Source organism: Streptomyces sp. NPDC005533 (assembly GCF_042871845.1).
In the GTDB taxonomy this organism is placed as follows: Bacteria; Actinomycetota; Actinomycetes; order Streptomycetales; family Streptomycetaceae; genus Streptomyces.
This window is the reverse complement of sequence record NZ_JBIAJH010000053.1, coordinates 16134-38268: the sequence shown is the minus strand read 5'-3', so window position 1 is coordinate 38268 and position 22135 is coordinate 16134. Positions and strand designations below refer to the sequence as shown.

The window sequence follows — 22135 nt, the reverse complement described above, 5'->3', positions numbered from 1 at the left end:
TCGAAGCGACCGCTCCGATCCCCGCCGCCACAGCGGCATGAGACGGCTCTCAAGAGCCCGTCACTGCGGCTTGACAGCATCATTGGGAATCTCCTCTGACGGGTGGTCAAGGACTGCGCGGTCTGCCCGACCAACGTAGCATTGGTCTATACCTTTAGGTGAGAGGGGATCCGGGAACCCGGCCCACCTTGGCCGGTTCCGTACGCAGCCGGCCCGCCCGCCGGGGTCGCCCTACTCCCGCAGCGGGTTGGGCAGGGGCAGGTAGCGGGCGTCCGCGCCGTCGGCACGCGTCCAGCGCAGCAGCAGGTTGGTCTTGGCCGGCAGGGCGGGGGCGGTGAGCAGCTCCGCGATCTCGGGGAGCCCGCGCGTGGCGTCGTAGCGGCGGAACTCCTCCCGTACGGCCGGCCACAGGAGCGGTGAGATGTCCGGATACCGTGCGGCCAGGGCGCCCGCGATCTCCGCCAGGTGGTTGACGACCAGGCAGTAGACCAGGCGCTGCCAGGCGTCCGCGCGCGGCAGGTCCGGCAGCAGCTTCACCCCTTCCGCGTCGCGGAAGAGGGCCTGCACGGGCATGCCCGCGGCGTCGACGGCGACCAGGGTGTTCTGGAGGTGGGCCTCCAGGACGACGCCGTGGCGGGCGAACAGTTCCAGCACGGGGGGCACCACCTGGCGCAGGTACGCCCGCCACCAGCGGGCCGGGTCGCCGGCCCCGGCCGGCGGGCTTCCGGCGTGGCCCTCGGCGAGCGCGGCGGCCAGCAGCGGCGTGGCCCCGGGCACGGTGTGGGCGTGCAGGCCGTCGCGGACCAGGACGGCGAGCTCCTCGAAGGCGAAGGAGGCGGTGCGGTAGCCGCGGTCGGCCAGCCAGGCCGCCGCCGAGCCCGTTCGGCGCAGCGCGGCGAAACCGGCTTCGACGGCCGCGTCGGTGCGGCGCAGTTTCAGCAGGTCATGCCGCCACAGCCGGCGCACGTCGTTGGTGATCCGGACGTCGAGGCTGAACTTCACGAAGAGGTCGGCCGCCGGTTCCGGTACGTACAGGGTCCGGATCGAGGCGGTGGGCCAGGCGGGCCGGCGGCTCTGTCCGAGCCGCAGCAGCCGCCCGTCGGCGAAGGCCTCGCGCACGGCGGGCCGGTCGCCCACGAGGTCGAGCTGCCAGGGGTGCGCGGGCAGCAGCCGGTAGCCGGCCGGGGCGCGCGGTCCGTCGAGCGCGTCGGCCAGGGAGTCGATCGCGTCGGAGGCGGCCGGGCCGCCCTCCTGGACGGCCTGGTCCTCGCGCAGCCCGAGGAAGACCAGCGGGAAGCGGGCGTGGGCCTCCGGCGCGTACGGCAGCCACCTCCCGGCCGGGGCCCCGCCGCGGGCCTTGGGGGCGGGGTGGTGCGGATGGCCCATCACCAGGGACTGCTCGGAGCGGACGTACGGGTCCTGCGCGGGCTCGGTCCCGGCGCGGGCGGCCAGCAGCGCCGCGATGGCGTCACGGCTGTCGGTGATCTCGACGGGGAGCTCGTCGTTGGAGACGCCGGTGAAGCGGCCCAGTTCGTCGGAGACGAGTTTGACCAGTTCGGTGTGGCTGAGCGGGCGCCAGCCCTCGGCCGTCCGCAGCTCGGGGCGGACCGGCCGGCGCCCGCCGCGCACCCGGAGCAGCCGGCCGCTGCCGCGCAGCCGGTGGACGCCGACGCCCACCCCCGTGCCTGCGCCGTACGCCTCGGCGGGCCCGGCGGGCTCGACGGGATCGGCCGCCTCCCGCAGCAGGCAGTTCAGGAGCGGGGTGGCGGCGTACGCGTCGGCGGCGGCGTTGAGGTCCACTGGTTCCATTCGGTCCATCCGGTGCGCCGGAGGTTCGCCAGGCGTAACCACCGGTCGTGATCGTCGATATCCGCAATGATTACTTGATCATCCCGTAAAGCGATATTCCGATGTCGGAGCCCAGCATGCACTTTCCCCACTCGCCGGCCGAAGAGGCCGTCGCCGCCGACCTGGCCGGTGCGCGCCCCCGGCTCTGCGCCGGGTACACCGCCGCGCTGAGCGGCGCCCGGGCGGCCGTGCTGACCCGGCTGTGGCGGGCGCTGGCCTTCGAACCGCTGCCGTGGGTCGTGGGCCGGGAGCGCGGCCCGGACGGCCTGGCGCTCCTGCTGGCGGGCGGCGCCCGGCTGGAGGGCCCGCTGCCGGATCCGTACGCGACCGAGCCGTACGTGAGCGAACTGCTGCTCGACGGCAGGGCCTACGGGCAGGCCGCGGCCCTGGTCACGGCGCTGGGCGTGGCGCACGGGAAGGAGTTCGCCGCCGAGCTCGACGCCAGTACGGCCTCTCTGGCGCTCTCCCGGGCCGGACAGCCTCCCGCCGACGAGGATCGCGCGCCGCTGGCCACGTGGGAGTGGGAGCAGCGGGTCGTCGACGGCCATCCGTACCACCCGAACTGTCGTTCCCGGCCCGGCTTCTCGGTGGCCGAGCAGCTGGCGTACGCCCCCGAGCACCGGCCTGTCGTGGAGCTCGGCCTGGTCGCCGTACCGGCTGAGAAGTGCCTGGTCACCGGCGACTGGCCGGAGCCGCTGCGGGAGGCGGGGCGCATCCTGCTCCCGGTGCACCCGTGGCAGGCGGCGCACGTACTGCGGCACGAGCGGGTGCGGCCCGGTTTCGCGGCGCACCCGCTGATGGCCCTGCGCACGCTGGCGCCCGCCGACGGCGGCCCGCACGTGAAGACCGCGCTGAGCGCCCGGCTGACCTCCTCCGTACGGGACATCTCCGTCTACTCGGTGGAGACGGCGGCGGCCGTGTCCGCCTTCGCCCAGGACCTCTGCGAGCGGCTCGACGGTCGGCTGCACATCACCCGCACCCTGGGCGCGGCGACCGCGCACACCCCGGACCTGGCGGCCGTGCTGCGGGAGCCTCCGGAGGTCCACGCGGACGTCGCCGCCGGTGAGCGGGTGCTGCCGGTGGCGGCCCTGGCCTCGTACCCGCCGGCGCGCTCGGCGGCCTGGCGGGCGGACTTCGCCCGTCTCGCGCTGTCGGTGTGCCTGCGGGTGTTGGAGCTGGGGGTGGCCCTGGAGGCCCACGGCCAGAACCTCCTCGTCGTCCTCTCCCCCACCGGCGCCCCGCTGCGGCTGGTCTACCGCGACCTCGCCGACATCCGGATCAGCCCGGCCCGGCTCGTCCGGCACGGACTGCCGGTGCCGCCCCTGGCCGGCAGGCTGATCACCGACGACGTGACCGTGCTGCGGCGCAAGCTGTTCGGCTCCCTGCTGACCGGGGCCCTCGGCGCCACGGCGGGCTCGGCCGGCGCCTTCGCCGAGGCCCTCGCGGAGGTCGCCACACTGCCGGCGACCGCCGACACCGAGGCCCTGCTGAGCGGGCCGCTGCCCACCAAGGCGCTCACCCTGATGCGGCTGAGCCCCGGCGTGCCCGGCGACCAGTGGGCTGAACTGCCCAATCCGCTGGCCGGAGGGTGATCCGGAGCACCTGAGGCGGGGGTCCCCCGGACGGATCGGGGCGGCTACTGTCCAGGGGTATGACGGAGACCTCGGACCTGACCTCGGTGAGAGCGTCCTACGACGCCGTCGCCGTCGATTACGCCCGGCTGGTCGGCACGGAACTGGCCCGGAAGCCGCTGGACCGGGCCGTGCTGGCGGCCTTCGCCGAATACGTGCGCGGCGGGGGCGTGCGCGGTGACGAGGGCCGCGGTGGCCGGGCGGTCGCCGACCTGGGCTGCGGCCCGGGCCGGGTGACGGCGCATCTGGACGGGCTGGGCGTACGGGCCTTCGGCGTCGACCTGTCCCCGGCGATGGTGGCGGTGGCCCGCCGGACGTATCCGGGCCTGCGGTTCGAGGTGGGTTCGATGACCGCCCTGGACGTGGCCGACGGGGTCCTGGGCGGGGTGCTGGCCTGGTACTCCACCGTGCACACCCCGCCCGCGGAACTGCCCGAGGTGTTCGCCGAGTTCGCCCGGGTGCTGGCGCCGGGCGGCCACGTCCTGATCGCCTTCGAGGCCGGCGACGCGAGGCTCCGGCTGGAACACGCGTACGGGCACCCGGTCGCGCTGGACGTGTACGGGACGCCGACCGACCTCGTAGCGGGCCTGCTCGCCGGGGCCGGGCTGACCGAGGTGGCCCGGCTGGAACGCGGGCCGGACCCCCACGAGACCTCCCCGCAGGGCTTCCTGCTGGCGCGCAAGGGGTGATCCCGACCAGGGGGCCCGCCGGTTGACCGGAGGCCCCTTCTTCACCAGCGCAGCGGCAGCCGGGTCACGCCCCGCATCAGCAGGCCGGGGAGCCAGTCCCGCGGCCCCGCGTCCGGATCCTCGGCCAGGTCCGGGAAGCGCTCCAGCAGGGCCCGGATCGCGACGCGGCCCTCCATCCGGGCCAGCGGCGCGCCGAGGCAGAAGTGGATGCCGTGGCCGAAGGCGAGGTGGCCCGGGCCGGGGCGGCAGATGTCGAACACGTCGGGTCCCGGCCGCCCGAAGCGGTCCGGGTCACGGTTTGCCGCCGCGAGAGCCACCACGACGGAGGAACCGGCGGGGATCAGAGTGCCGCCCAGCTCCACGCCGGTCCGGGCGAAGCGGTGCGTGGCGTGCTGGACGGGGCCGTCGTAGCGCAGCATCTCCTCCACGGCGCCGTCGATCAGGCCGTCCGGGTCGGCACGCAGGGCGGCGAGCTGGTCGGGGTGGGCGAGCAGGGCCCGTACGCCGTTGCCGATCAGGTTCACGGTCGTCTCGTGACCCGCGACCAGCAGCAGGAAGGCCATCCCGATCAGCTCGTCCGGGGAGAGCCGGTCCCCGTCCTCGTCACGGGTCCGGATCAACGCGCTGAGCAGGTCATCGCCGGGGTCGGCGGCCTTGGCCCCGACGAGTTCGAAGAGGTACGCGGTCATCTGCTCCAGGACCCGGCCGTCCGCGCCGACCCCGTCCAGCGGGGCGACGATCTCGTTCGACCAAAAGCGGAACCGCGCCCGGTCCAGGCCGGGCACGCCGAGGAGTTCGCAGATCACGGTCATCGGCAGCGGTACGGCGAAGGACCGGATCAGGTCGGCCCGCCGGTCGGGACGGGCCGCCATCTCGTCGAGCAGTTCGCCGGTGATCTGCCGGACGCGGAGACGCAGCGACTCGATCCGGCGGGCCGTGAACTCCCGCGCCACCAGGCCGCGCAGCCGCGTGTGGTGGGGCGGGTCCGCGTCCAGCATGCTCGTGGCGACGGCCGGGACGGGTGCGTCCCCGAACAGCCCGGTGCCGAACCAGTTCTTCGACAGGTCCGGGTGGTTGAGGGCCTGCCGTGCCTCCTCGTGGCCGACGACCAGCCACGACCGCTCGCCGCCCCACACCACCTCGTGGACGGGGCCGGCGGTGCGCAGCGCGGCGTAGAAGGGGTACGGATCGGCGTTGAAGTCACCGGCGTGCGCGCTGATGTCGACGAGGGGCATGGGTGCAGCCTAGGACGGGGCCGACGGTGGGGCCGGTCCGTCCATACGACAAGCCGAACCGTTTCGGCCATGAGCCGTTCGGGGGGCTGCCCGGTGTGTGTGGGCCCGCCTTCACGGCGATCGGGGCGGGCGGTGGCAGGAAGGAGGTATGAGCCTCCATCGCCGCCAAGTCCTCGGCAGCGCCGCCGCGGCGGTCCTCGCCACCGTCGGCGCGAGCGGCCGGGGCCCGGACTACGGGGCGCTCGCCCGCGGGATCGACGGGCGGGTGGTGCTCCCCGGAGACCGGGACTACGCCGAGGCCCGCCGGCTGTTCCAGCCCCGCTACGACACCGTCGCACCCGCCGCGGTGGCCTACCCCGCACACGCCGCGGACGTGGCCGTCTGCCTGGACTTCGCCCGCCGCTCCGGCGTGGCCGTCGTCCCGCGCGGGGGCGGCCACGGCTACGCCGGCTGGTCGACGCGCGCCGGGGCGCTGGTCGTCGACACCGGGGCCATGGCGGCGGTGGCCGTCGAGGGGGACGGCGTACGGATCGGCGCGGGGGCCCGGCTCGGGGACGTGCACGCCGTCCTCGCCGGGCGGGGCCTGGCCGTCCCGACCGGGCTGTGCCCGTCCGTCGGGATCGCCGGGCTCACCCTCGGCGGCGGTCTGGGGCTGGCCTCGCGGGCGTACGGGACCACCGCGGACCGGCTCACGGGAGCCCGCCTGGTCACTGCCGACGGGCGCGTGCGCGAGGTCGCCGCCGACCGCGATCCGGACCTCTTCTGGGCCCTGCGCGGCGGCGGGGGCGGCAACTTCGGCGTGGTCACCGAGTTCCGTTTCCGTCCGCACGATGCTCCCCGGGACTGCGCCTTCGCCGAACTCCACTGGCCCGGCGACGAGTCCGCGGACGTGCTGCGCGGCTGGCAGCACTGGCTGGCCGAGCTGCCCGACCCGTTCTGGAGCCAGGTGGAGTTCACGGTCGAGACCGGCGCCGCCACGGGTACCGGTTCCGGTCCGGGGGTGCCGGCGGCACCGGCGGTCCGGGTGGTGTGCCTCGACGGACGCGGTGAACTGGAACGGCAGGTGACCCGCCTGTCGGACCTGGTCGGCCGACCCCCACGGGACGACTGGACCGTCGTCCGCAGTCACGCGGACACCCTGCGGGCCATGTCGGGCTGCCTGGACCTGACCGCGGCGCAGTGCCGGCTGCCGGGCACCCTGCCCGGCCGGGACCCGCAGGGCCGGCTCGAGCGGCACTCCTACGCCGCCCGCTCCGACTTCTGGACGGGCGCCGGGCTGCCCGACGCGGCGATCGGCACGGTCCTGGACGCGGTACGCCGCTACGGGTCCGGGGCCGGCGTCCCCCGGGGCGGCCTGGCGGTGGTCCAGTTCGACGGAGTCTGCGGCGGCGCGCTGAACCGCGTCGCGGTCACGGACACGGCCTTCGCCCACCGTGACCACGCCTTCCTCGCCCAGTACCTCGTCCACTGGCCCGAGTCCGCGCCGACCGCGGACGTCGCCCGGCACGAGGCCTGGCTCGACGGGCTCTGGCAGGACCTGCGGCCCTGGGCGAGCGGCCGCGCCTACCAGAACTACACCGACCCGAAGCTGACCGGCTGGGGCGAGGCCTACTACGGCCCGAACCTCGCCCGCCTGCAAGAGGTCCGGCGTGCCTACGACCCGGACCGGCTCTTCCGTTTCCCCCAGGCCGTTTAGGGAGTGTCCGGAATGCGACGTATGGTGACGATGGCTGCGCTGGCGGCCGCCCTGCTGGTGCCCGGGGGTCCACTGCCCGTGACCGAGGCCGGGAGCACCGCCGCGGCGAGCGCGGGCCGCTGGTCCGCCCACGAGGCCGAGTCCTTCTGGACGGCCGAGCGGATGGCCGCCGCCGCCCCGCTGCCCCCCGTGACACCGGAGCCGCCCGAGCCGCCGGCGCCCGAGCCGTCGTCGGAACCCCTCGCGCCGCCGGACCCGCTCGAACCGCTCGAACCGACGGAGCCGCCGGAGCCGACGCCGGCCGGAACTCCGACTCCGACACCGACGCCGGTTCCGCTCCCGGTGCCGATCACGAGCCCGCTGCCGGAGACGACCCCGGGCACGGCGGAGCCGTCCGTTCCCCCGGCCGCCTCCCCGTCCCCCGTCGTCCCCGTTCCCGCTCCCTCGACGCCCACGCCGACACCGACGTCGAAGCCCACACCGTCGCCCGTTCCGACGCCCACACCCACGCCCACGCCCACACCCAAGCCGTCGCTGCTTCCCGCCCCCGCCCCGCCCATCGTCCCCCGCGTGCCGGCCACCGACCCCGGCATCGGGCAGAACTTCGACGGCATCCCGGTGGTCGGCCGGATGTTCCTCGTCAAGAACGGCGGGTCCTACTTCTGCACCGCGAGCGTGGTCGCCTCCCCCGGCCACAACCTCGTGCTCAGCGCCGCGCACTGCCTGCTCGGCTCGGACACCCAACAGGTGGCCTTCGTACCGCGGTACACCCGCGCGACGCCGCAGCCGTACGGCATGTTCCCCGTCCTGCGGGACGCGGCCGGCCGCTCCAGGATCTGGATCGACCCGCGCTACCGCTCTCAGGGCCCCGACCGCGCCGCCACTCTCGACGTGGCCTTCGCACAAGTGGGCCCGGACTCCCGCGGCTTCCCGGTGCAGGACGTGGTCGGCGGCAACCGGCTGGTCACCGGCTCCGCTTACGCGCACGCGAAGGTGTCGCTGATCGGGTACCCGGCCTCCGCCGCCCGTCCGCGCCTGTGCGTGAACAAGACGACCAAGTTCACCAGCAAGGACGCGCGGATCCCCGGATCGTTCCTGCGCATCGATTGCACCGGCTACCCCGGCGGGACCAGCGGCGGCCCGTTCCTGCTCCGCTACGACGGGCGGACGGGGACCGGCGACGTCGTGGGGGTCATCGGCGGCTGGAAGACGGGCGGGGACACCGCGGACACCTCGTACAGCTCCTACTTCGGCGCGGACATCAGGAAGTTGTACGAGAAGGCGGTTGCCGGGGCGAAGGTGCGGTGAGCACCCGCACCCAGCGGGTGCGACGCGGGTTCCCGACCGAACGCGGGGCCGCCGGGAGCCCGTCGCCGGTGGCCACGTCGGCGGACGCGAGGCCGAGCCGGCGACGGAGGTCGGCGAGGGCGGCGTGGACGGGCGCGAGCACCACCTCGGCGCCGGGGTCGATGGACGCGAGGGCGTGGGCGGTGGTCTCGATCGCCTCGGCGGCGTCCTCGGCCGCGGTCCGACTCCACCCGCCGGGCGCGCCGAAGCCCCAGGGCGCGATGGTGTCGTAGAGGTGGCAGGCGGCATCGGCCACGGCGTCGGCCCGTTCCCCGACGCCCGGCGCCGCAATGGTCGGCAGTTCCATGCCCGGTCAACGAGCCGGTCCCGCCCGGGGTACGACAGGGTGCCCGGGGGTCGCTCAGCCGGGGAGCACGTAGACCGCTGAGAACGGCCTCAGCCCGTCATCGCGACGATGACATGCCGACCGTCATCAGTCGATTGACACGGGACGGGGCAACGGCGTCGCAAGCGGGCGCCGGGCCGCCGACGGGCCAGACCGGACCGCACCCGGCGCCGGCCGCCAAGGTGCGCGGGGGTCGAGCCCGGGTCCGGCCGGCAGCGCAGGCAGGTGCCCAGGCGAGAATTTCCGCCTGCGAGAGCACACGGATGCCGAGGCGTGCACACTGGCAGGACAATGGGTACCAGGGAGGTCACATGAGCTGGGCATCATGGACGACCCGTGGGGTCTTCGCCGGCCGGGACGGAGTGAGCACCGGCGAGGCGGGCCCTGCGTTGACCGGTGAACTCGACGTCCACACCACTTGGACCGAGGCCGACGGGCTGGCGCACGTAACGGTCCAGTACAGCGGCGCGTCCGACTGGCTCGAGCTCGCGGGAAGCCCCCTCACGTGCCCCAGCGAGGCCGCGAGCCGCGCCCTGCACGACGAGGTCATCCAGTTCATACGCGCCGGAGCGACCCTCCCGCTGGCCGCGGGCCGGGCCCTCGCCGACCCCGCCACCGCGAAGAAGCCCCCCACCGCCTGATCGTGGCGGCTCCGCATCCGTCACTCCGCGTCGTCCCGGGCGAGGCGGAGGGCCAGTTCCTGAAGGATCAGCTCGGTCTCGGGCTCGAAGCCGGTCGCGTCGTACGCGTCGGCGACCGCTTCGAAGGCGGCGATGAAACCGCTCACCAGGGCACTCAGCGGGGCTGCCAGCTGGTCCAGGACGGCGCCGCCGACCTCTTCCGCGGAGGCGCCGGCCGGGACCGAGAACTGCTCGGGGATCGTCTCCCCCAGTAGTTCGGAGACGAGGCCCTCCTCGACTCCTCCGCGCAGAGCGGTCAGCGCGGCAATGGCCTTGAGCTTGATCTCGTTCTCGGTCATGCCCCGACCCTACGAGCGGGGGTGCCCGACATGACGCACAGGACGCGCCCGGTGTTCGTGGCCGTCCCTTGACCGGACGACCTCGCGGTCCCGGTGCAGCCGGACGGATGCCCTCGAGGAGCCCGCTGACCGGCGGTGCGCTGTCTGTACGGCGCTACGGAGCCACGTGCTGCCCCGCTGGTGAACGGCCAGGGCAGGGGCCGTCACCGACCCCGGGGTGGCCTACGGCACTCGGAAGGCTGACGCCTAGGCGGCAACGGTCTGCAGCCACAAGGGCAGGAGGAGGAGCGACACGAGCGAACTCTTGATCACGAGGGACGCAGAGAGGTCGACGCCCACGTCGTAGCGCTGGGCGAAGATGAACAGGTTCTGCGGGGTCGGCATCGCCGCGATCAGGACGAGGTACGCCAGCCACTCGCCCCGGACGCCGAAGAGCAGCCCGCACACCGCCCAGGTCAGCAGCGGGAACGCCAGGCACTTGAAGCCCACGAGGGCGAGCTCCTCACGGGTGGTGCCCCGCAGGTCCAGGCCGAGGCCGCCAAGGTGCAGACCGAGGGCGAACAGGGCCACCGGCGAGGCACTGTCGCCGACGAAAGCGGCGCCGTCCAGGACCACGCCCGGCACCTTCACCGCCAGCAGGTTGAGCAGGATCCCCGCGTTGCAGGCGAGGACCACCGGGGTGGTGAGCGAGGCGCCGACGGCGCGGGCGAGGCGCCGGGCCGGGCCGCCCGTGGCCGGGCCGGCACGGCCCAGTTCCATCAGGGCGATGACGACCAGGGAGAGCACGCAGACCTGGAACAGCAGGATCGGGAAGATCGGAGCCGCGGTCCCGAATACGGTGATGAAGACGGGGACGGCGAAGTAGGCGGTGTTGACCTGGACCCCGGCCATCACGCGCAGCGCAACGACCCGGGGCTCCCGTATGCCGTGGAGGACCGCCGCCACGGCGACGGCCGCGACCGCGAGGGCCGCCGACCCGGCGTAGCCGCCTATCGCCCGCCAGTTGAAGAGGGACGCGAGGTCACTGGCGTAGATGTTGCCGAAGAGGTAGCAGGGGACGGCGAAGAGGAAGGCGTAGTCCGAGAAGACCTTGGAGGCCTCGGCCGGGACGATCTTGCGGCGTGCGAGCAGCACCCCGCCGCCGAAGGCCAGCAGCACCGGCACCAGTTTCTCCAGCGCGGCTGCCCCGCCCATGCGCTCGTCCCCCATGATCGCTTGGCGAGCAGCCTACCCGTACCCCCGGTTCGAGGGTCGGCCGGGCATAGGCTGGTCCGATCATGAGCGACAGATCCCGCACCTGGCGGGGCGGCCGGAAACCCGACCGCGCCCCCGCCCCCTCGGCCGACACGCCCGGGGCCCCCACAACCGGCGCCCGTACGCCCGGTGCCCGTACGCCCGGTGCCCGTACGCCCGGCGCGCTCGGCCAGCTCGCCGTGCTGCTGCGCACACCGGCCCGGCCCGCGCAGCCGCTCCTGGGGCAGGCGGCCAAGCGCTGGCAGCGGATGCTGCCGTACCTCGTCGTCGGCATCTTCGTGGTGTCGCTGCTGCCGGTGACCATCGCCGTGCTGACCAGCGACTACGGGCTGGACGGCGGCTGGGCGGGCACGCTCGGGGTGGCGCAGACGGTGCCGCTGCTCCTCGCGGTGGTCCGGCCGCTGCCCGCCTGGGGCATCGTCCTGGCGGCGGACTTCGCCGGCGCGGTCCTGCTGGTCGGCGCCGACGGGGTGGCCGGGCACTCCTGGCCGTGGCCGCCGATGACCATCGTCGGCTACCTGGTGCTGATGGCCTGCCTGGGACTGCGCGAATCCATCCGGACCCTGGTCGGGGTGTGGCTGGTGACCGGCGCGCTCGGTGCGGCGCTGGGCTTCTCCCAGCCGGACGGGGTGATGAACTCCGCCGCCCTGCTGTTCGTGCTGAGCGGGGTGATGCTGGTGCTGACGGGCGCGCTGCGCGGCCTGGGCGACGCGCAGCAGCGCATCGCCGAGCAGGAGGGCATCAGCGAGGCGGAACGGTCCCGGCGGACCCTGCTGGAGGAACGGGCCCGCATCGCCCGCGAGTTGCACGACGTGGTGGCCCACCACATGTCGGTGATCACCGTCCAGGCGGATTCGGCGCCGTACCGGCTGCCGGGCATGCCCGAGGCGGTCCAGGAGGAGTTCGCGGCCATCGCGGCCGGCGCCCGGGAATCGCTGGGCGAGATGCGGCGGCTGCTGACCGTACTGCGCGGCGACGGGGCGAACGGCGGCGCCGAGGGCGAACGGGCCCCGCAGCCGGGCATCGACCGGCTGCAGCAGCTGGTGGAGGCGACCGTACGGGCCGGGCAGCCGGTGGAGCTGTCGCTGGCGGCGGGGGCGGCCGGGGCGGCCCCGCCGGCGGTGGACCTGTCGGCGTACCGGATCGTGCAGGAGGCCCTGGCCAATGTGGTGCGGCACGCGCCGGGCGCGCGCACCCGGGTCTCGGTGACGGTCGACGAGGACGAGGTGCTGGTGCTCGTCGTCAACGGTCCGGCCCGGGACGCCGTGGTGGAGCTGGAGAGTTCGGGCACGGGGCACGGTCTGGTGGGGATGCGGGAACGCGTACGGTTGACCGGAGGGACCCTGGACACCGGTCCGCTGCCCGACGGCGGCTTCCGGGTCGCCGCCCGCCTGCCCCTGAACGACCCGATCGAGGAACCGAGTTGACCATCCGTGTGATCATCGTCGACGACCAGGCCATGGTGCGGGCCGGGTTCGCCGCGCTGCTGTCGGCGCAGGCCGACATCGACGTGGTGGGCGAGGCGCCCGACGGGCGGCAGGGCGTGCAGGTGGCCCGCTCCACGCACCCCGACGTGGTGCTGATGGACGTACGGATGCCGGAGATGGACGGGCTCACGGCGGCCCGGGAGATCCTCGATCCCCCGCCCGGCGTCGTGCACCGGCCCAAGGTGCTGATGCTGACCACCTTCGACATCGACGACTACGTGTACGAGGCGCTGCGCGCGGGCGCCTCGGGTTTCCTGCTGAAGGACGCCCCGCCGGCCGATCTGATCGCGGCGGTACGCGTCGTCGCCTCGGGCGAGGCGCTGCTGGCGCCCTCGGTGACGCGGCGGCTCATCGCCGACTTCGTGCAGCAGCGGCCGGCTCCGCGCAAGGATCCGGCGCTGCGGCTGAACGGCCTCACCCCGCGTGAGACCGAGGTACTGGAGCTCATCGCGCGCGGACTGTCGAACCAGGAGATCGCGGGCCATCTGGTGCTCGCGGAACAGACGGTGAAGACGCACATCGGACGGGTCCTGGCCAAACTCGACCTGAGGGACCGGGCGCAGGCCGTGATCTTCGCCTACGAGGCGGGGCTGGTCCGGCCGGGCGACTCCGCCTGAGCGGCGGAGCGGGCGGCGCGGCCTGACCAGACGGCGAGCCCCCGTCCTCCTCCACCCCCTACCGGGGTATGACATCCGACTTGGCACCACGGTCCGACGTGCGCGCCGACACCTCCTTCCTACCTTCCTCCTCGTCACGAGGAGAGGAGAAGGGGCATGCGCCGCTTCGGAAGGACGCTGGTCACGGCCGCGCTGGCGGTGGCCGTCGTCGGGGGGACCGCCGGATGGGCCTCGGGCGAGAGCCAGGAGGCGGTCACCGGGCCGCCGCCCGGCACCGCGGGCTGGCGGGCCGATACGACGTCCGGCCGGGCGCTGCCCGACCCGGCGATCGCGACACCGCGCGAGGTGGCCCGGTTCTTCGCCGGGCTCGACGAGGCGGCGCGCCGGCAACTCCTGCGTGACCACCCACTGGTCGTCGGCAATCTGGAGGGGGCGCCGCTCCCCCTGCGGTACGAGGCCAACCGGATCGCGATCGCCGCCACGGGTGAGTCCCGGTACGCCTCCCTCGCCGCGCCCCATCGGCGGATCCTCGCCTTTGACCCGCGGGGCCGGGGCCAGGTCGCCGAGGTGTTCGGGGACCTGGAGCACGCGGAGCACGTCGCGGTGATCGTGCCGGGGTCGGACAACGACGCCACCACGCACGACGCGCGGCGCAAGCCGCACACCGGCCCGGCCGGGATGGCCCGGGCGCTGCGTGAGGCGGCCGGGGAGTCCACGGCCGTCGTGGCGTGGACGGGCTACACCACGCCCGTCGGTGTCGGCGTGGACGCGGCCGACGGCCGGCTGGCCACGGTCGGAGCGGCCCGCCTGGCCCGGTTCACCGCCGGGCTCGACGCGGTCGGCGCGCCCGACCCGGTGCTGTTCTGCCACAGCTACGGCTCGGTGGTCTGCGGGCTGGCCGCCCGCCGCACGGACGCCTCCGACATCGTGGCCTTCGGGTCCCCCGGGATGCGCGCCGACACCGCGGCCGGGCTGCGCACCGGCGCCCGCGTCTGGGCGGCCCGGGGCCCCTCCGACTGGATCGCGGACGTCCCGAACGTCCGGCTGGCCGACTTCGGCCACGGGGCCGACCCCACCTCCGCGGGTTTCGGCGCCCGCCGGGTGCCCGCCGCCGACGTCGAGGGCCACGACGGCTACTTCATGCCCGGCACCCAGTCCCTGTCGGCCTTCGCCGCGATCGCGAAGGGGGAGACCCGATGAGCCCTTCCGCCACCCTGGCCCCGCTGAGGAAGGCCGCCGAGCGGATCGACCGGCGGACCCCCGCCCACCGCGACCGGGCCGTCGACGGGCTGCGCGCCCTGGCGCTGCTCGCCGTACCGACCGGCCACTGGCTGCTCGGCGGGTTCACCGTCGACTCCGACGGGGGGCTGCACAACGCCAGCCCGCTGTCGGCCTTCGGCGCTCTGGCGCCGGCCAGTTGGGTGCTCCAGATGCTCGGCATCTTCTTCCTGGTCGGCGGCTACGCCTCGGCGCTCTCCTACCAGCGCCGCCGCGGTTCGGCGGGCGCGTGGCTGAAGGGCCGGATCGTCCGGCTGGGCCGGCCGGTGCTCGGGGTCACCGCGGTGTGGGCGCTGGCCGCACCCGTGCTGTACGCGGCCGGGGTGCCGGAGGCCTCGCTGCGCACCGGGGCGACGCTGGTGATCCAGCCGCTCTGGTTCGTCGGGGTGTACGTGGTGGTCACCGCGCTGACCCCGTACTGCGTGCGGGCGGCGGGCCGCCTCGGCGGCTGGGCCGCGGCCCCGCTGCTCGGTTCGGTGGCCGTGGTGGACCTCCTGCGCTACGGGCCGCTCGCCGGTTCCGTACCGTCCTGGCTGTCCCTGGTGAACATCCTGCCGGGCTGGCTGTTCGCGTACCAGCTGGGCGTCTCGTGGGGCGAGCGGCGGATCGGGCGGCGCGGAGCCTGGCTGCTGCTGGCCGGCGGGACCCTGCTGTTCGCGGCGCTGCTGGCGGTCTTCCACTATCCGGCGTCGATGGTCGGCGTACCGGGAGCCGCGCGGACCAACTCGCATCCGCCGTCGCTGCTGGTACTGGCCCTGGCCGCGGCCCAGTCGGGGGCGGCGATCCTGCTGCGCGACCGGCTGGCGAAGCTGCTGGGCCGCCCCGTCCTGTGGGCTCCGGTGGTCGTGATCAACCTGTGCGCCATGACGATCCTGTGCTGGCACCAGACGGCCATGCTGGCCGCGGCCGTCCCCGGCTCGTTCGTGGGCGGCGCCGGGCTGGCCGGGCTGACGACGGCCCCGGACAGCCTGGGCTGGATCGCGGCGCGGGTGGCGTGGATGCCGGTGTTCGCTGCGCTGCTGGTGGGCATCGCCCGGTACGCGCGCCGCTTCGAGCACCCCCCGGAGGCGGCGCACGGAGGCCGGACACTGCGCCGGACGGCGACGGCACTACTGGCGGCGGGCTTCGCGGCATTCGCCCTGGGGCTGGCGTAGCCGCCGTGCACGACGAGAGCGCCGCTCCCCGGAGGGAGCGGCGCTCTCTTTGTGTACGGGTGCTCCGCGTCAGGCGATCGAGGCGGCGACGATCGCGGCCACGGCGAGGTTGCAGGCGGACGAGACCCAGACCGCAGGGTGGGGATCCGGGTCGACGACGATGGCGCCGAGCTTGCCCGGGGTCACCAGGTCGAGCACCAGGAAGGCGAGCGCCATCAGCAGCAGGCCGAGGACGCCGAACGCCGCGGTCGACGCCAGGCCCTTGCCGAAGTCCTGGTAGGTCGTCCAGATCGAGGTGAAGACGATGCCGCCGATGCCGAGGAGCGCGGAGCTGAGGAAGAGGGCCGCGTTGCGGTTGCGCTCCTCCCAGATCTGCTTCGGAAGCTTCCCGGGCGTCAGCACGTCCACGAGGACGATGCCGAGGATCAGCAGGACGAGGCCCAAGGCGCCGTAGGCGCTGGTGCGGCCAAGTCCGTTGATGATGTCGCTCATTGAGAAGCCTGTCTCCGCGTGGGTGGGAAAGTATGTGCCGTGGGGAGGCCGAATCTATCGCACGGCCTTGCGGCGGACCATGGGGAGGTCAGGAAATGGTAAAGGTCAGGGCCGCGCGGGCGGCCGAGGCGGGGGCCCTGACCGAGCTGGTCATGCGGTCCAAGGCGCACTGGGGGTACGACGCCGGTTTCCTCGCCGCGTGCGCGCCGGAACTGCGGATCGATCCCGGCGAGGTGACGGCCCGCCGGATCGTCGTGGCCGAGGACGGGCGGGGGCGGGTCCTCGGGGTCGCCTCGCTGGAGGGGGCTCCCCCGCTGGCCGCGTTGGGGCTGCTCTTCGTCGAACCGTCGGCGATCGGCCAGGGCGTGGGGCGGCTGCTGTACCGGGACGTGCTGCGCCGGGCCGTGGAGCTGGGGGTGCGCAGGCTGGTGATCGACGCCGATCCGCACGCGGCCGGGTTCTACCGGGCGATGGGGGCGGTGGCGGTGGCCGGTCCGACGGACGCCGTAGCCGCGACGGCTCCGGCGGACGCGACGACCCCGGTGGACGCGCCGGCCCTGGTGGACGCGACGGCCCTGGTGCGGTTCGAGGCGGCTCCCGTCGCGCTCACCGGTTGGGCACGGGCGTGGACCGGGGGCGGCCGGGCCGTGCACGTGGGCAACGTGGCGGAGTTCAACGCGCAGTTCGCCGACGCCTCCCTCGACCGCGGGCAGGCGGCCGCACACCACTACGCCTGCCTGGCCGCCTTCTACAGCCCGGATCCGGCCGCCCTGGTCCTGCCCCGGCCCGTACCGAAGGGCTGGACCGAGCTGGTCGGCCGCCAGCTGGGCTGGTCGGAGGTCGAGGTGTACGACGGCTTGGCGGCCGGGGAGCCCGGCCTGTGCGATGCCGTACGGGCCCGGCCGGCCCTCGCCGCGCTGCTGACGGGGGCCGGGCTGCCCCTCGTGCCGTGGGGGCGGACCCGGCCGTTCGGGCGGCTCGCGGGCCGGCCGTGGCGGGAGGGGGAGCTGCGCTACGAGTCGAAGTCCGCGGCGCACGCGCTGTTCGGGCGGATCCTGGCGGACGGCGGGCATCCCGGGATCGTGCTCCCCGCGCAGTGGCCGGCCGCCGGCCGGTGGGCGGCGGCCCGGCTGCTGGCGGCCCGGACCAAGGCGGGCGAGAGCACTGTTCTGAAATCGGAGCACGGTGTCGGGGGTTCGGGCACCACGGTGGTCACCCCTGAGCGGGTCCGGGCCGCGGGCGGGTCCCGCGCCGTGCTGCGCCGACTGCCGCGCGGGCCGCTGCTGTTGGAGGAGTACGTGGCCGGTCCGGCGGAGGGCGAGGGTCCGCGGGATCTCACCTACGACGGCTTCGTGGACGCGGAGGGCCGCGTCCACGAGGTCGGCGGGGCGGTGATGGACGTGACGGACGGCTGCTACCGGGGCGCCACGGTCGGCCCCGGCGTGCTGCCCGCGTGGGCGGAGAAGCCTCTCGCCGGCTTCGGGGCGGCGGTGGGCCGGGAACTGGCCGAGTCCGGCTACCGGGGCTGGTTCGACGTGGACTTCGTCGCCGACGGTGCCGGCCGGCTCGCACCGACCGAGACGAACCTGCGGCTGACGGGACCGTCCGTCGCCTTCATGGTGGCGGCCCGGCTCGACGTGCTGCGGGGCGCGGGGCACCTCGTACGGATCGCCGACCGGGTGGAGCTCGGCGCGCGGCTGCCCGAGGCCCAGCTGGACGAGTTGTGCGCGGGCCTGGCCCGGGGCTGCGCGGAGCTCGGGGCGGTGTTCGTCCCGGCCATCCCGACGGGGGCGTTCGAACCGGAGCCCTGGCTGGGCGTACTGGTGGCCGCGCACGACAGGGACACGGTCGACGCGGCCGAGACCCTGGTACGCGCCGCAGCCCGCGCGGCCGGCGCGGACTTCGGCCCGCTCACCCGGTAGCCCGCGCCGCCCGCGGGCCCCCGGCGACTCAGCCGTCGTCCTCGTCGAAGTCGAACGGATCCGCCGGTTTCGTGACGAGGTAGGCGGCGACGACGGCTCCCGCGATCATCAGCGGGATGTTGAAGGTGTAGACGAGCGCGGCCTGACGCGGCCAGTCCTGCTTGGCTGCCAGTCGGTAGAGGTTGTCCTGCGGCCACCAGGCCAGCAGGAGGTAGGACACCGCCACATGGGCGGCCGCGGTGATGCGGCGGCCGCGGCCCCGGCTCCGCATCCGGGCGCGGCCCCCGAACAGGAAGACCACTCCGACGCCGAAGGCGGCGCACTCGAACAGGTAAAGGAGGGTGAAGAGGAACGCCCAGGGCTGCGGCACCCCGGTGAGGTCGGTCGATCCGGGCCAGAGGAGGTTCGTGAGGATGAAGGCGACGAAGCCCAGGCCCACTCCCCCGCAGCCGCCCGCGCAGGAGGCCGGGAGCGGCTCTCCCGGCTGGGCGGCCCCGTACTTCCCGGACGTGCCCTTGCCGCGCGGCAGCGCCTTGGCCGCGGGCAGGACGGGCAGCGGCAGGGCGGCCCGGTCCTCCCGGCCCGCCCGGTTGCGGGGCAGGGCGCGCAGCCGGATCACGGTGCGCGGAACCTCCTCCCTGGGCACCCTCCCCAACAGGTGCTCGCGCAGCTCCTCGATGTCGGGCAGCGGGGGGCAAGCGGGTGACCCTCCGGCGGGCGGGGCGACGTAGGCGACGAGGCGGCGCGGGCCACGTGCGCTGTCGACGCCGTTCACGATCACCGAGCCGATGCCCTCGTGGCTGCGGATCGCGGACTCGATCGGGTAGGGGTGGACGGAGCGTCCGCCGGGCAGGCTGATGCGGTCCCCGAGCCGGCCGCCGAACTCCAGCAGTCCGTCCTCGCGGAGCAGGCCCAGGTCGCCGGTGGGTATCGCGTCACCGCCGTCGGGCGGGGTGAGACGGATCTGCCCGTCGCGGACGTCGACGCGGCAGCCCGGGAAGGGCGTGCCGAGCAGGGAGAGCTCCTCCTGGTCGTCGAGGGGGCGGGGCAGCTGCGGCAGTTCGAACCAGGCGCCGGTGCCCGCGCTCTCCGCGAGCCCATAGATGTTGAGCACCCGGGCGCCGGGCCGGAGCAGGACCTGCAGGGCCGCCTGGTCGTCCAGGTAGAGCCGGTCGCCGGAGACGGCGAGCAGCCGCAGCGAACGGTAGGCGGTGCCCGGCCCCTCTTCCCCCCTCAGCAGGTCGAGTGCGGTGGCCGGGTCGGTGTGCAGGACGGTGACGTGCTCGTCCTCCACCGCCGCACGGATGTCCTCGGGCTTCCAGGGGGACCGGCGGGGAAGGACGAGGGCGCCGCCCGAGCACAGGGCGCCGGTCCAGCCGGCGGCGAAGGCGGTGACGTCCGTGGCGGCGGTGATCAGGTGCCGGTCCGCCGGGGTGAGCCGGGCCACCTCGGCCCAGCCCTCGTGGGCGGCGAGCAGCAGGCCGTGGCTGACGGGGACGGCGCGCGGTTCGGCCGCCCCGGTGAACACGAGGGCGGCGGCGCGGCCGGGCGCCGGGGCCGGCGGCACCACGGGCGCCTGCGCCTCGGGCTGTTCCGCGGTCTGGTCCCCAGGCTGGTCCGCGGTCTGGTCCGTCGGCTGTTCCGCCGACTGGTCCCCCCGCTGTCCGGCGATCCCGCCGGCCTCCGCGCCGAGGCGGATCACCTTCAGGCCGCGGCCGTTGTCGAGGGCGGCCCGGTGGGCGAGGGGGGTGAGCAGGACGAAGGGCTCGACCGCGGTGAGCTGACGCTTCCCGGTGAGCGGGGTCCCGGCGTCGACGACGACGTACGTCCCGCCGGCCTTGAGGGTCGCGAGGAGGGCGACGACCAGTTCGCCCTGCCGGGCGGTGCCGATGGCGACGAGGCCGCCGGGCGGCAGGCCGGAGGCGAGCAGGCGGTGTGCCAGCCGGTCGGCCCGCTCGTCGAGTTGCCCGTAGGTGAGGCTGTCGCGACCGGCGATGAGGGCGTGGGCCCCGGGGGTGTCGCGGGCCCACTGCTCGAAGCGGTGCAGGACGGTGTCGGCGGTTCGCTTGCCGAAGCGTACGGACTCGGATCCCTGCGTCATGAACCGATGATGCCACCGGGTACCGACAGTGGACACGGAAGACGAAAATCCCTCATACGGACTCGAGTTGGCGACACCTGCGGGCGGTCCGGCACCAAAACCTTGACCTCAGGTCAACTTGAGGTCCTAGCGTTCCGGTCATGGACATGGAAGTCACCGCCTGGACCTCGCTGCACAGCGCGATCAACGCCCAGCAGGACCGTCGCCCGCTCTCCCGGGCCGGCCTGCGCCGCGTCGCCGCCTTCGCCCGCCCGCACCGGCGCGGGCTCACCCTCTTCCTCCTGCTGAGCGTGGTGACCGCGCTGCTCGCGGTGGCCACCCCGGTGCTCGCCAGCCGGGTCGTCACCGCCATCGTCGACGGCCGGGACGGCGCGGCCGTCACCCGGCTCGCGCTGCTCATCGCGCTGATCGCGGTCGCGGAGGCCGGGCTGGGGCTGCTGACCCGCCGGCTCTCCGCGACCCTCGGCGAGGGACTGATCCTGGATCTGCGGACGGCGGTCTTCGACCACGTGCAGCGGATGCCTGTCGCCTTCTTCACCCGCACCCGGACGGGAGCCCTGGTCAGCCGGCTGAACAACGACGTGATCGGCGCCCAACGGGCCTTCAGCAACACCCTGTCGGGGGTGGTCGCCAACACCGTGACCCTGCTGCTGACCCTCACGGTGATGCTGAGCATCTCCTGGCAGATCACCCTGCTGGCGCTGGTGCTGCTGCCGGTCTTCGTACTGCCGGCCCGCCGGATGGGGGCGCGGATGGCGGCGATGCAGCGGGAGGCCTCCGCGCTGAACGCCGCGATGGGCACCCAGATGACGGAGCGGTTCTCCGCCCCCGGCGCCACGCTGGTCAAGCTGTTCGGGCGGCCCGCCGACGAGTCCGCGGAATTCGCGGCGCGGGCGGCGCGGGTGCGCGACATCGGGATCCGCACGGCGATGGCCCAGTCGGCCTTCATCACGGCCCTCACCCTCGTCTCGGCCCTGGCCCTCGCGCTCGTCTACGGGCTCGGCGGGTACTACGCCCTGCGCGGTTCCCTGGACGCCGGCTCCGTCGTCGCGCTCGCCCTGCTCCTGACCCGGCTCTACGCCCCGCTGACCGCGCTCGCCGGCGCCCGCGTCGAGGTGATGAGCGCGATGGTGAGCTTCGAGCGGGTCTTCGAGATCCTCGACCTGAAGCCGCTCATCGCGCAGAAGCCGGACGCCCGCCGGGTGCCGGAGGGGCCGGTGACCGTGGAGTTCGACCGGGTCTCCTTCGGCTACCCCGCCGCCGACAAGGTCTCGCTCGCCTCCCTGGAGGAGGTCGCCACCCTTGACGCCCGGGGCGGTACGCAGGTGCTGCACGAGGTGTCCTTCCGTGCCGAACCCGGCCAGATGATCGCCCTCGTCGGCTCGTCCGGCGCCGGCAAGTCGACGATCGCGCAGCTGCTGCCGCGGCTGTACGACGCCGACGCGGGCGCGGGGCCTCAGCGGGGTCGACGTACGGGACCTGACGGCCGACTCGATCCGCGAGACCCTCGGCATGGTCACCCAGGACGGGCACCTGTTCCACGAGTCGGTACGGGCCAACCTGCTGCTTGCCCGGCCGGAAGCCTCCGAGGAGGAGGTCTGGGAAGCCCTGCGGCGCTCGCGCCTCGACGGGCTGGTCGCCTCGCTGCCGGACGGGCTGGACACGGTGGTCGGTGAGCGCGGCTACCGGCTGTCGGGCGGCGAACGGCAGCGGCTGACCATCGCGCGGCTGCTGTTGGCCCGGCAGCGGGTGGTGATCCTCGACGAGGCCACCGCGCACTTGGACTCCACCTCGGAGGCGGCGGTGCAGGAGGCGCTGGGCGAAGCCCTGGCGGGCCGGACCGCGGTGGTGATCGCGCACCGGCTGTCGACCGTGCAGGCGGCGGACCTGATCCTCGTGGTCGAGGACGGCCGGATCGTGGAACGGGGCACGCACACCGAGCTGCTGGCGGCGGGCGGCCGGTACGAGGAGCTGTACCGCACGCAGTTCGCGGCGGCGGCGGACACGCCTGCCGACCTGGCCTCGGGCGACGCGGCCCCGGTGCCGGGAGCATGATGCT

General features: G+C 74.5%; 17 protein-coding genes and 1 pseudogene. 11 read left to right on the top strand and 7 right to left on the bottom strand.

Annotation, left to right across the window (positions count from 1 at the left end):
• Positions 1 to 231: 231 nt before the first annotated feature.
• The gene (locus ACFYP3_RS32895; RefSeq protein ID WP_388840718.1) at positions 232 to 1818 is read right to left on the bottom strand and encodes an IucA/IucC family protein; all 1587 of its coding nucleotides are present in this window, start codon (positions 1816 to 1818) and stop codon (positions 232 to 234) included.
• A 107-nt stretch (positions 1819 to 1925) separates the two neighbouring features.
• On the opposite strand from ACFYP3_RS32895, the gene ACFYP3_RS32890 reads away from it, so the two are divergent.
• Together ACFYP3_RS32890 and ACFYP3_RS32885 are read left to right on the top strand one after the other, a co-directional pair.
• Positions 1926 to 3440 (top strand): IucA/IucC family protein, encoded by a 1515-nt coding sequence (locus tag ACFYP3_RS32890; RefSeq protein WP_388840715.1) that lies wholly within the window; start codon positions 1926 to 1928, stop codon positions 3438 to 3440.
• A gap of 59 nt (positions 3441 to 3499) precedes the next feature.
• Positions 3500 to 4168 (top strand): class I SAM-dependent methyltransferase, encoded by a 669-nt coding sequence (locus tag ACFYP3_RS32885; protein WP_388840712.1) that lies wholly within the window; start codon positions 3500 to 3502, stop codon positions 4166 to 4168.
• A 41-nt stretch (positions 4169 to 4209) separates the two neighbouring features.
• Here the strand turns inward: ACFYP3_RS32885 and ACFYP3_RS32880 are convergent, their stop codons facing one another.
• Positions 4210 to 5403, bottom strand: coding sequence for a cytochrome P450 (locus ACFYP3_RS32880; RefSeq protein WP_388840710.1), 1194 nt, complete (start codon positions 5401 to 5403; stop codon positions 4210 to 4212).
• A gap of 148 nt (positions 5404 to 5551) precedes the next feature.
• On the opposite strand from ACFYP3_RS32880, the gene ACFYP3_RS32875 reads away from it, so the two are divergent.
• Positions 5552 to 7099, top strand: coding sequence for an FAD-binding oxidoreductase (locus ACFYP3_RS32875; RefSeq protein ID WP_388840706.1), 1548 nt, complete (start codon positions 5552 to 5554; stop codon positions 7097 to 7099).
• A gap of 12 nt (positions 7100 to 7111) precedes the next feature.
• Entirely contained in the window at positions 7112 to 8407 is a 1296-nt protein-coding gene (locus ACFYP3_RS32870) for a trypsin-like peptidase domain-containing protein (protein WP_388840703.1), read from the top strand.
• On the opposite strand, the gene ACFYP3_RS32865 is transcribed toward ACFYP3_RS32870, so the two are convergent.
• Positions 8361 to 8753 (bottom strand): hypothetical protein, encoded by a 393-nt coding sequence (locus tag ACFYP3_RS32865; protein ID WP_388840701.1) that lies wholly within the window; start codon positions 8751 to 8753, stop codon positions 8361 to 8363. The genes ACFYP3_RS32870 and ACFYP3_RS32865 overlap by 47 nt on opposite strands.
• 350 nt (positions 8754 to 9103) lie before the next feature.
• Here ACFYP3_RS32865 and ACFYP3_RS32860 point away from each other — a divergent pair, with 350 nt between their 5' ends.
• On the top strand, positions 9104 to 9433 hold the full coding sequence (locus ACFYP3_RS32860; protein ID WP_388840698.1) for a hypothetical protein: 330 nt from the start codon (positions 9104 to 9106) through the stop codon (positions 9431 to 9433).
• Positions 9434 to 9453: 20 nt separating this feature from the next.
• On the opposite strand, the gene ACFYP3_RS32855 is transcribed toward ACFYP3_RS32860, so the two are convergent.
• Both ACFYP3_RS32855 and ACFYP3_RS32850 read right to left on the bottom strand, forming a co-directional pair.
• Positions 9454 to 9771 carry a hypothetical protein gene (locus ACFYP3_RS32855; RefSeq protein ID WP_388840695.1) on the bottom strand — a complete coding sequence of 106 codons (318 nt, stop codon included), beginning with the start codon at positions 9769 to 9771 and terminating at the stop codon, positions 9454 to 9456.
• A 246-nt stretch (positions 9772 to 10017) separates the two neighbouring features.
• Positions 10018 to 10965, bottom strand: a complete 948-nt coding sequence (locus ACFYP3_RS32850; protein WP_388840692.1) for an AEC family transporter — start codon at positions 10963 to 10965, stop codon at positions 10018 to 10020.
• 83 nt (positions 10966 to 11048) lie between these two features.
• Here ACFYP3_RS32850 and ACFYP3_RS32845 point away from each other — a divergent pair, with 83 nt between their 5' ends.
• The 4 genes from ACFYP3_RS32845 (at position 11049) to ACFYP3_RS32830 (ending at position 15561) form a co-directional block, all read left to right on the top strand.
• The gene (locus ACFYP3_RS32845) at positions 11049 to 12452 is read left to right on the top strand and encodes a sensor histidine kinase (protein ID WP_388840690.1); all 1404 of its coding nucleotides are present in this window, start codon (positions 11049 to 11051) and stop codon (positions 12450 to 12452) included.
• Complete coding sequence (locus tag ACFYP3_RS32840; protein WP_030721681.1) at positions 12449 to 13129, top strand: response regulator transcription factor; 681 nt, start codon at positions 12449 to 12451, stop codon at positions 13127 to 13129. Before ACFYP3_RS32845 ends, ACFYP3_RS32840 begins: the two co-directional genes overlap by 4 nt.
• Before the next feature lie 156 nt (positions 13130 to 13285).
• Positions 13286 to 14329, top strand: a complete 1044-nt coding sequence (locus tag ACFYP3_RS32835; protein WP_388840686.1) for an alpha/beta hydrolase — start codon at positions 13286 to 13288, stop codon at positions 14327 to 14329.
• Entirely contained in the window at positions 14326 to 15561 is a 1236-nt protein-coding gene (locus ACFYP3_RS32830) for an acyltransferase (protein ID WP_388840683.1), read from the top strand. Before ACFYP3_RS32835 ends, ACFYP3_RS32830 begins: the two co-directional genes overlap by 4 nt.
• A gap of 69 nt (positions 15562 to 15630) precedes the next feature.
• Here ACFYP3_RS32830 and ACFYP3_RS32825 read toward each other — a convergent pair whose 3' ends face one another.
• A complete protein-coding gene (locus tag ACFYP3_RS32825) occupies positions 15631 to 16053 on the bottom strand; it encodes a DUF350 domain-containing protein (protein WP_388840680.1) in 423 nt (140 codons plus the stop codon).
• 95 nt (positions 16054 to 16148) lie between these two features.
• On the opposite strand from ACFYP3_RS32825, the gene ACFYP3_RS32820 reads away from it, so the two are divergent.
• Positions 16149 to 17975, top strand: coding sequence for a GNAT family N-acetyltransferase (locus tag ACFYP3_RS32820; protein ID WP_388840677.1), 1827 nt, complete (start codon positions 16149 to 16151; stop codon positions 17973 to 17975).
• Between the two features lie 28 nt (positions 17976 to 18003).
• Here ACFYP3_RS32820 and ACFYP3_RS32815 read toward each other — a convergent pair whose 3' ends face one another.
• The gene (locus ACFYP3_RS32815) at positions 18004 to 20076 is read right to left on the bottom strand and encodes an AMP-binding protein (RefSeq protein WP_388840674.1); all 2073 of its coding nucleotides are present in this window, start codon (positions 20074 to 20076) and stop codon (positions 18004 to 18006) included.
• A 140-nt stretch (positions 20077 to 20216) separates the two neighbouring features.
• Here ACFYP3_RS32815 and ACFYP3_RS32810 point away from each other — a divergent pair.
• A pseudogene (locus ACFYP3_RS32810) lies at positions 20217 to 22131 on the top strand (ABC transporter ATP-binding protein).
• Positions 22132 to 22135: the final 4 nt, after the last annotated feature.

Coding starts and splice junctions, on each gene's coding strand:
- ACFYP3_RS32890 (WP_388840715.1), top strand. CDS start 1,926: ATGCACTTTCCCCACTCGCCGGCCGAAGAGGCCGTCGCCGCCGACCTG.
- ACFYP3_RS32895 (WP_388840718.1), bottom strand. CDS start 1,818: ATGGACCGAATGGAACCAGTGGACCTCAACGCCGCCGCCGACGCGTAC.
- ACFYP3_RS32885 (WP_388840712.1), top strand. CDS start 3,500: ATGACGGAGACCTCGGACCTGACCTCGGTGAGAGCGTCCTACGACGCC.
- ACFYP3_RS32845 (WP_388840690.1), top strand. CDS start 11,049: ATGAGCGACAGATCCCGCACCTGGCGGGGCGGCCGGAAACCCGACCGC.
- ACFYP3_RS32830 (WP_388840683.1), top strand. CDS start 14,326: ATGAGCCCTTCCGCCACCCTGGCCCCGCTGAGGAAGGCCGCCGAGCGG.
- ACFYP3_RS32870 (WP_388840703.1), top strand. CDS start 7,112: ATGCGACGTATGGTGACGATGGCTGCGCTGGCGGCCGCCCTGCTGGTG.
- ACFYP3_RS32820 (WP_388840677.1), top strand. CDS start 16,149: ATGGTAAAGGTCAGGGCCGCGCGGGCGGCCGAGGCGGGGGCCCTGACC.
- ACFYP3_RS32860 (WP_388840698.1), top strand. CDS start 9,104: ATGAGCTGGGCATCATGGACGACCCGTGGGGTCTTCGCCGGCCGGGAC.
- ACFYP3_RS32850 (WP_388840692.1), bottom strand. CDS start 10,965: ATGGGCGGGGCAGCCGCGCTGGAGAAACTGGTGCCGGTGCTGCTGGCC.
- ACFYP3_RS32875 (WP_388840706.1), top strand. CDS start 5,552: ATGAGCCTCCATCGCCGCCAAGTCCTCGGCAGCGCCGCCGCGGCGGTC.
- ACFYP3_RS32825 (WP_388840680.1), bottom strand. CDS start 16,053: ATGAGCGACATCATCAACGGACTTGGCCGCACCAGCGCCTACGGCGCC.
- ACFYP3_RS32815 (WP_388840674.1), bottom strand. CDS start 20,076: ATGACGCAGGGATCCGAGTCCGTACGCTTCGGCAAGCGAACCGCCGAC.
- ACFYP3_RS32865 (WP_388840701.1), bottom strand. CDS start 8,753: ATGGAACTGCCGACCATTGCGGCGCCGGGCGTCGGGGAACGGGCCGAC.
- ACFYP3_RS32855 (WP_388840695.1), bottom strand. CDS start 9,771: ATGACCGAGAACGAGATCAAGCTCAAGGCCATTGCCGCGCTGACCGCT.
- ACFYP3_RS32835 (WP_388840686.1), top strand. CDS start 13,286: ATGCGCCGCTTCGGAAGGACGCTGGTCACGGCCGCGCTGGCGGTGGCC.
- ACFYP3_RS32880 (WP_388840710.1), bottom strand. CDS start 5,403: ATGCCCCTCGTCGACATCAGCGCGCACGCCGGTGACTTCAACGCCGAT.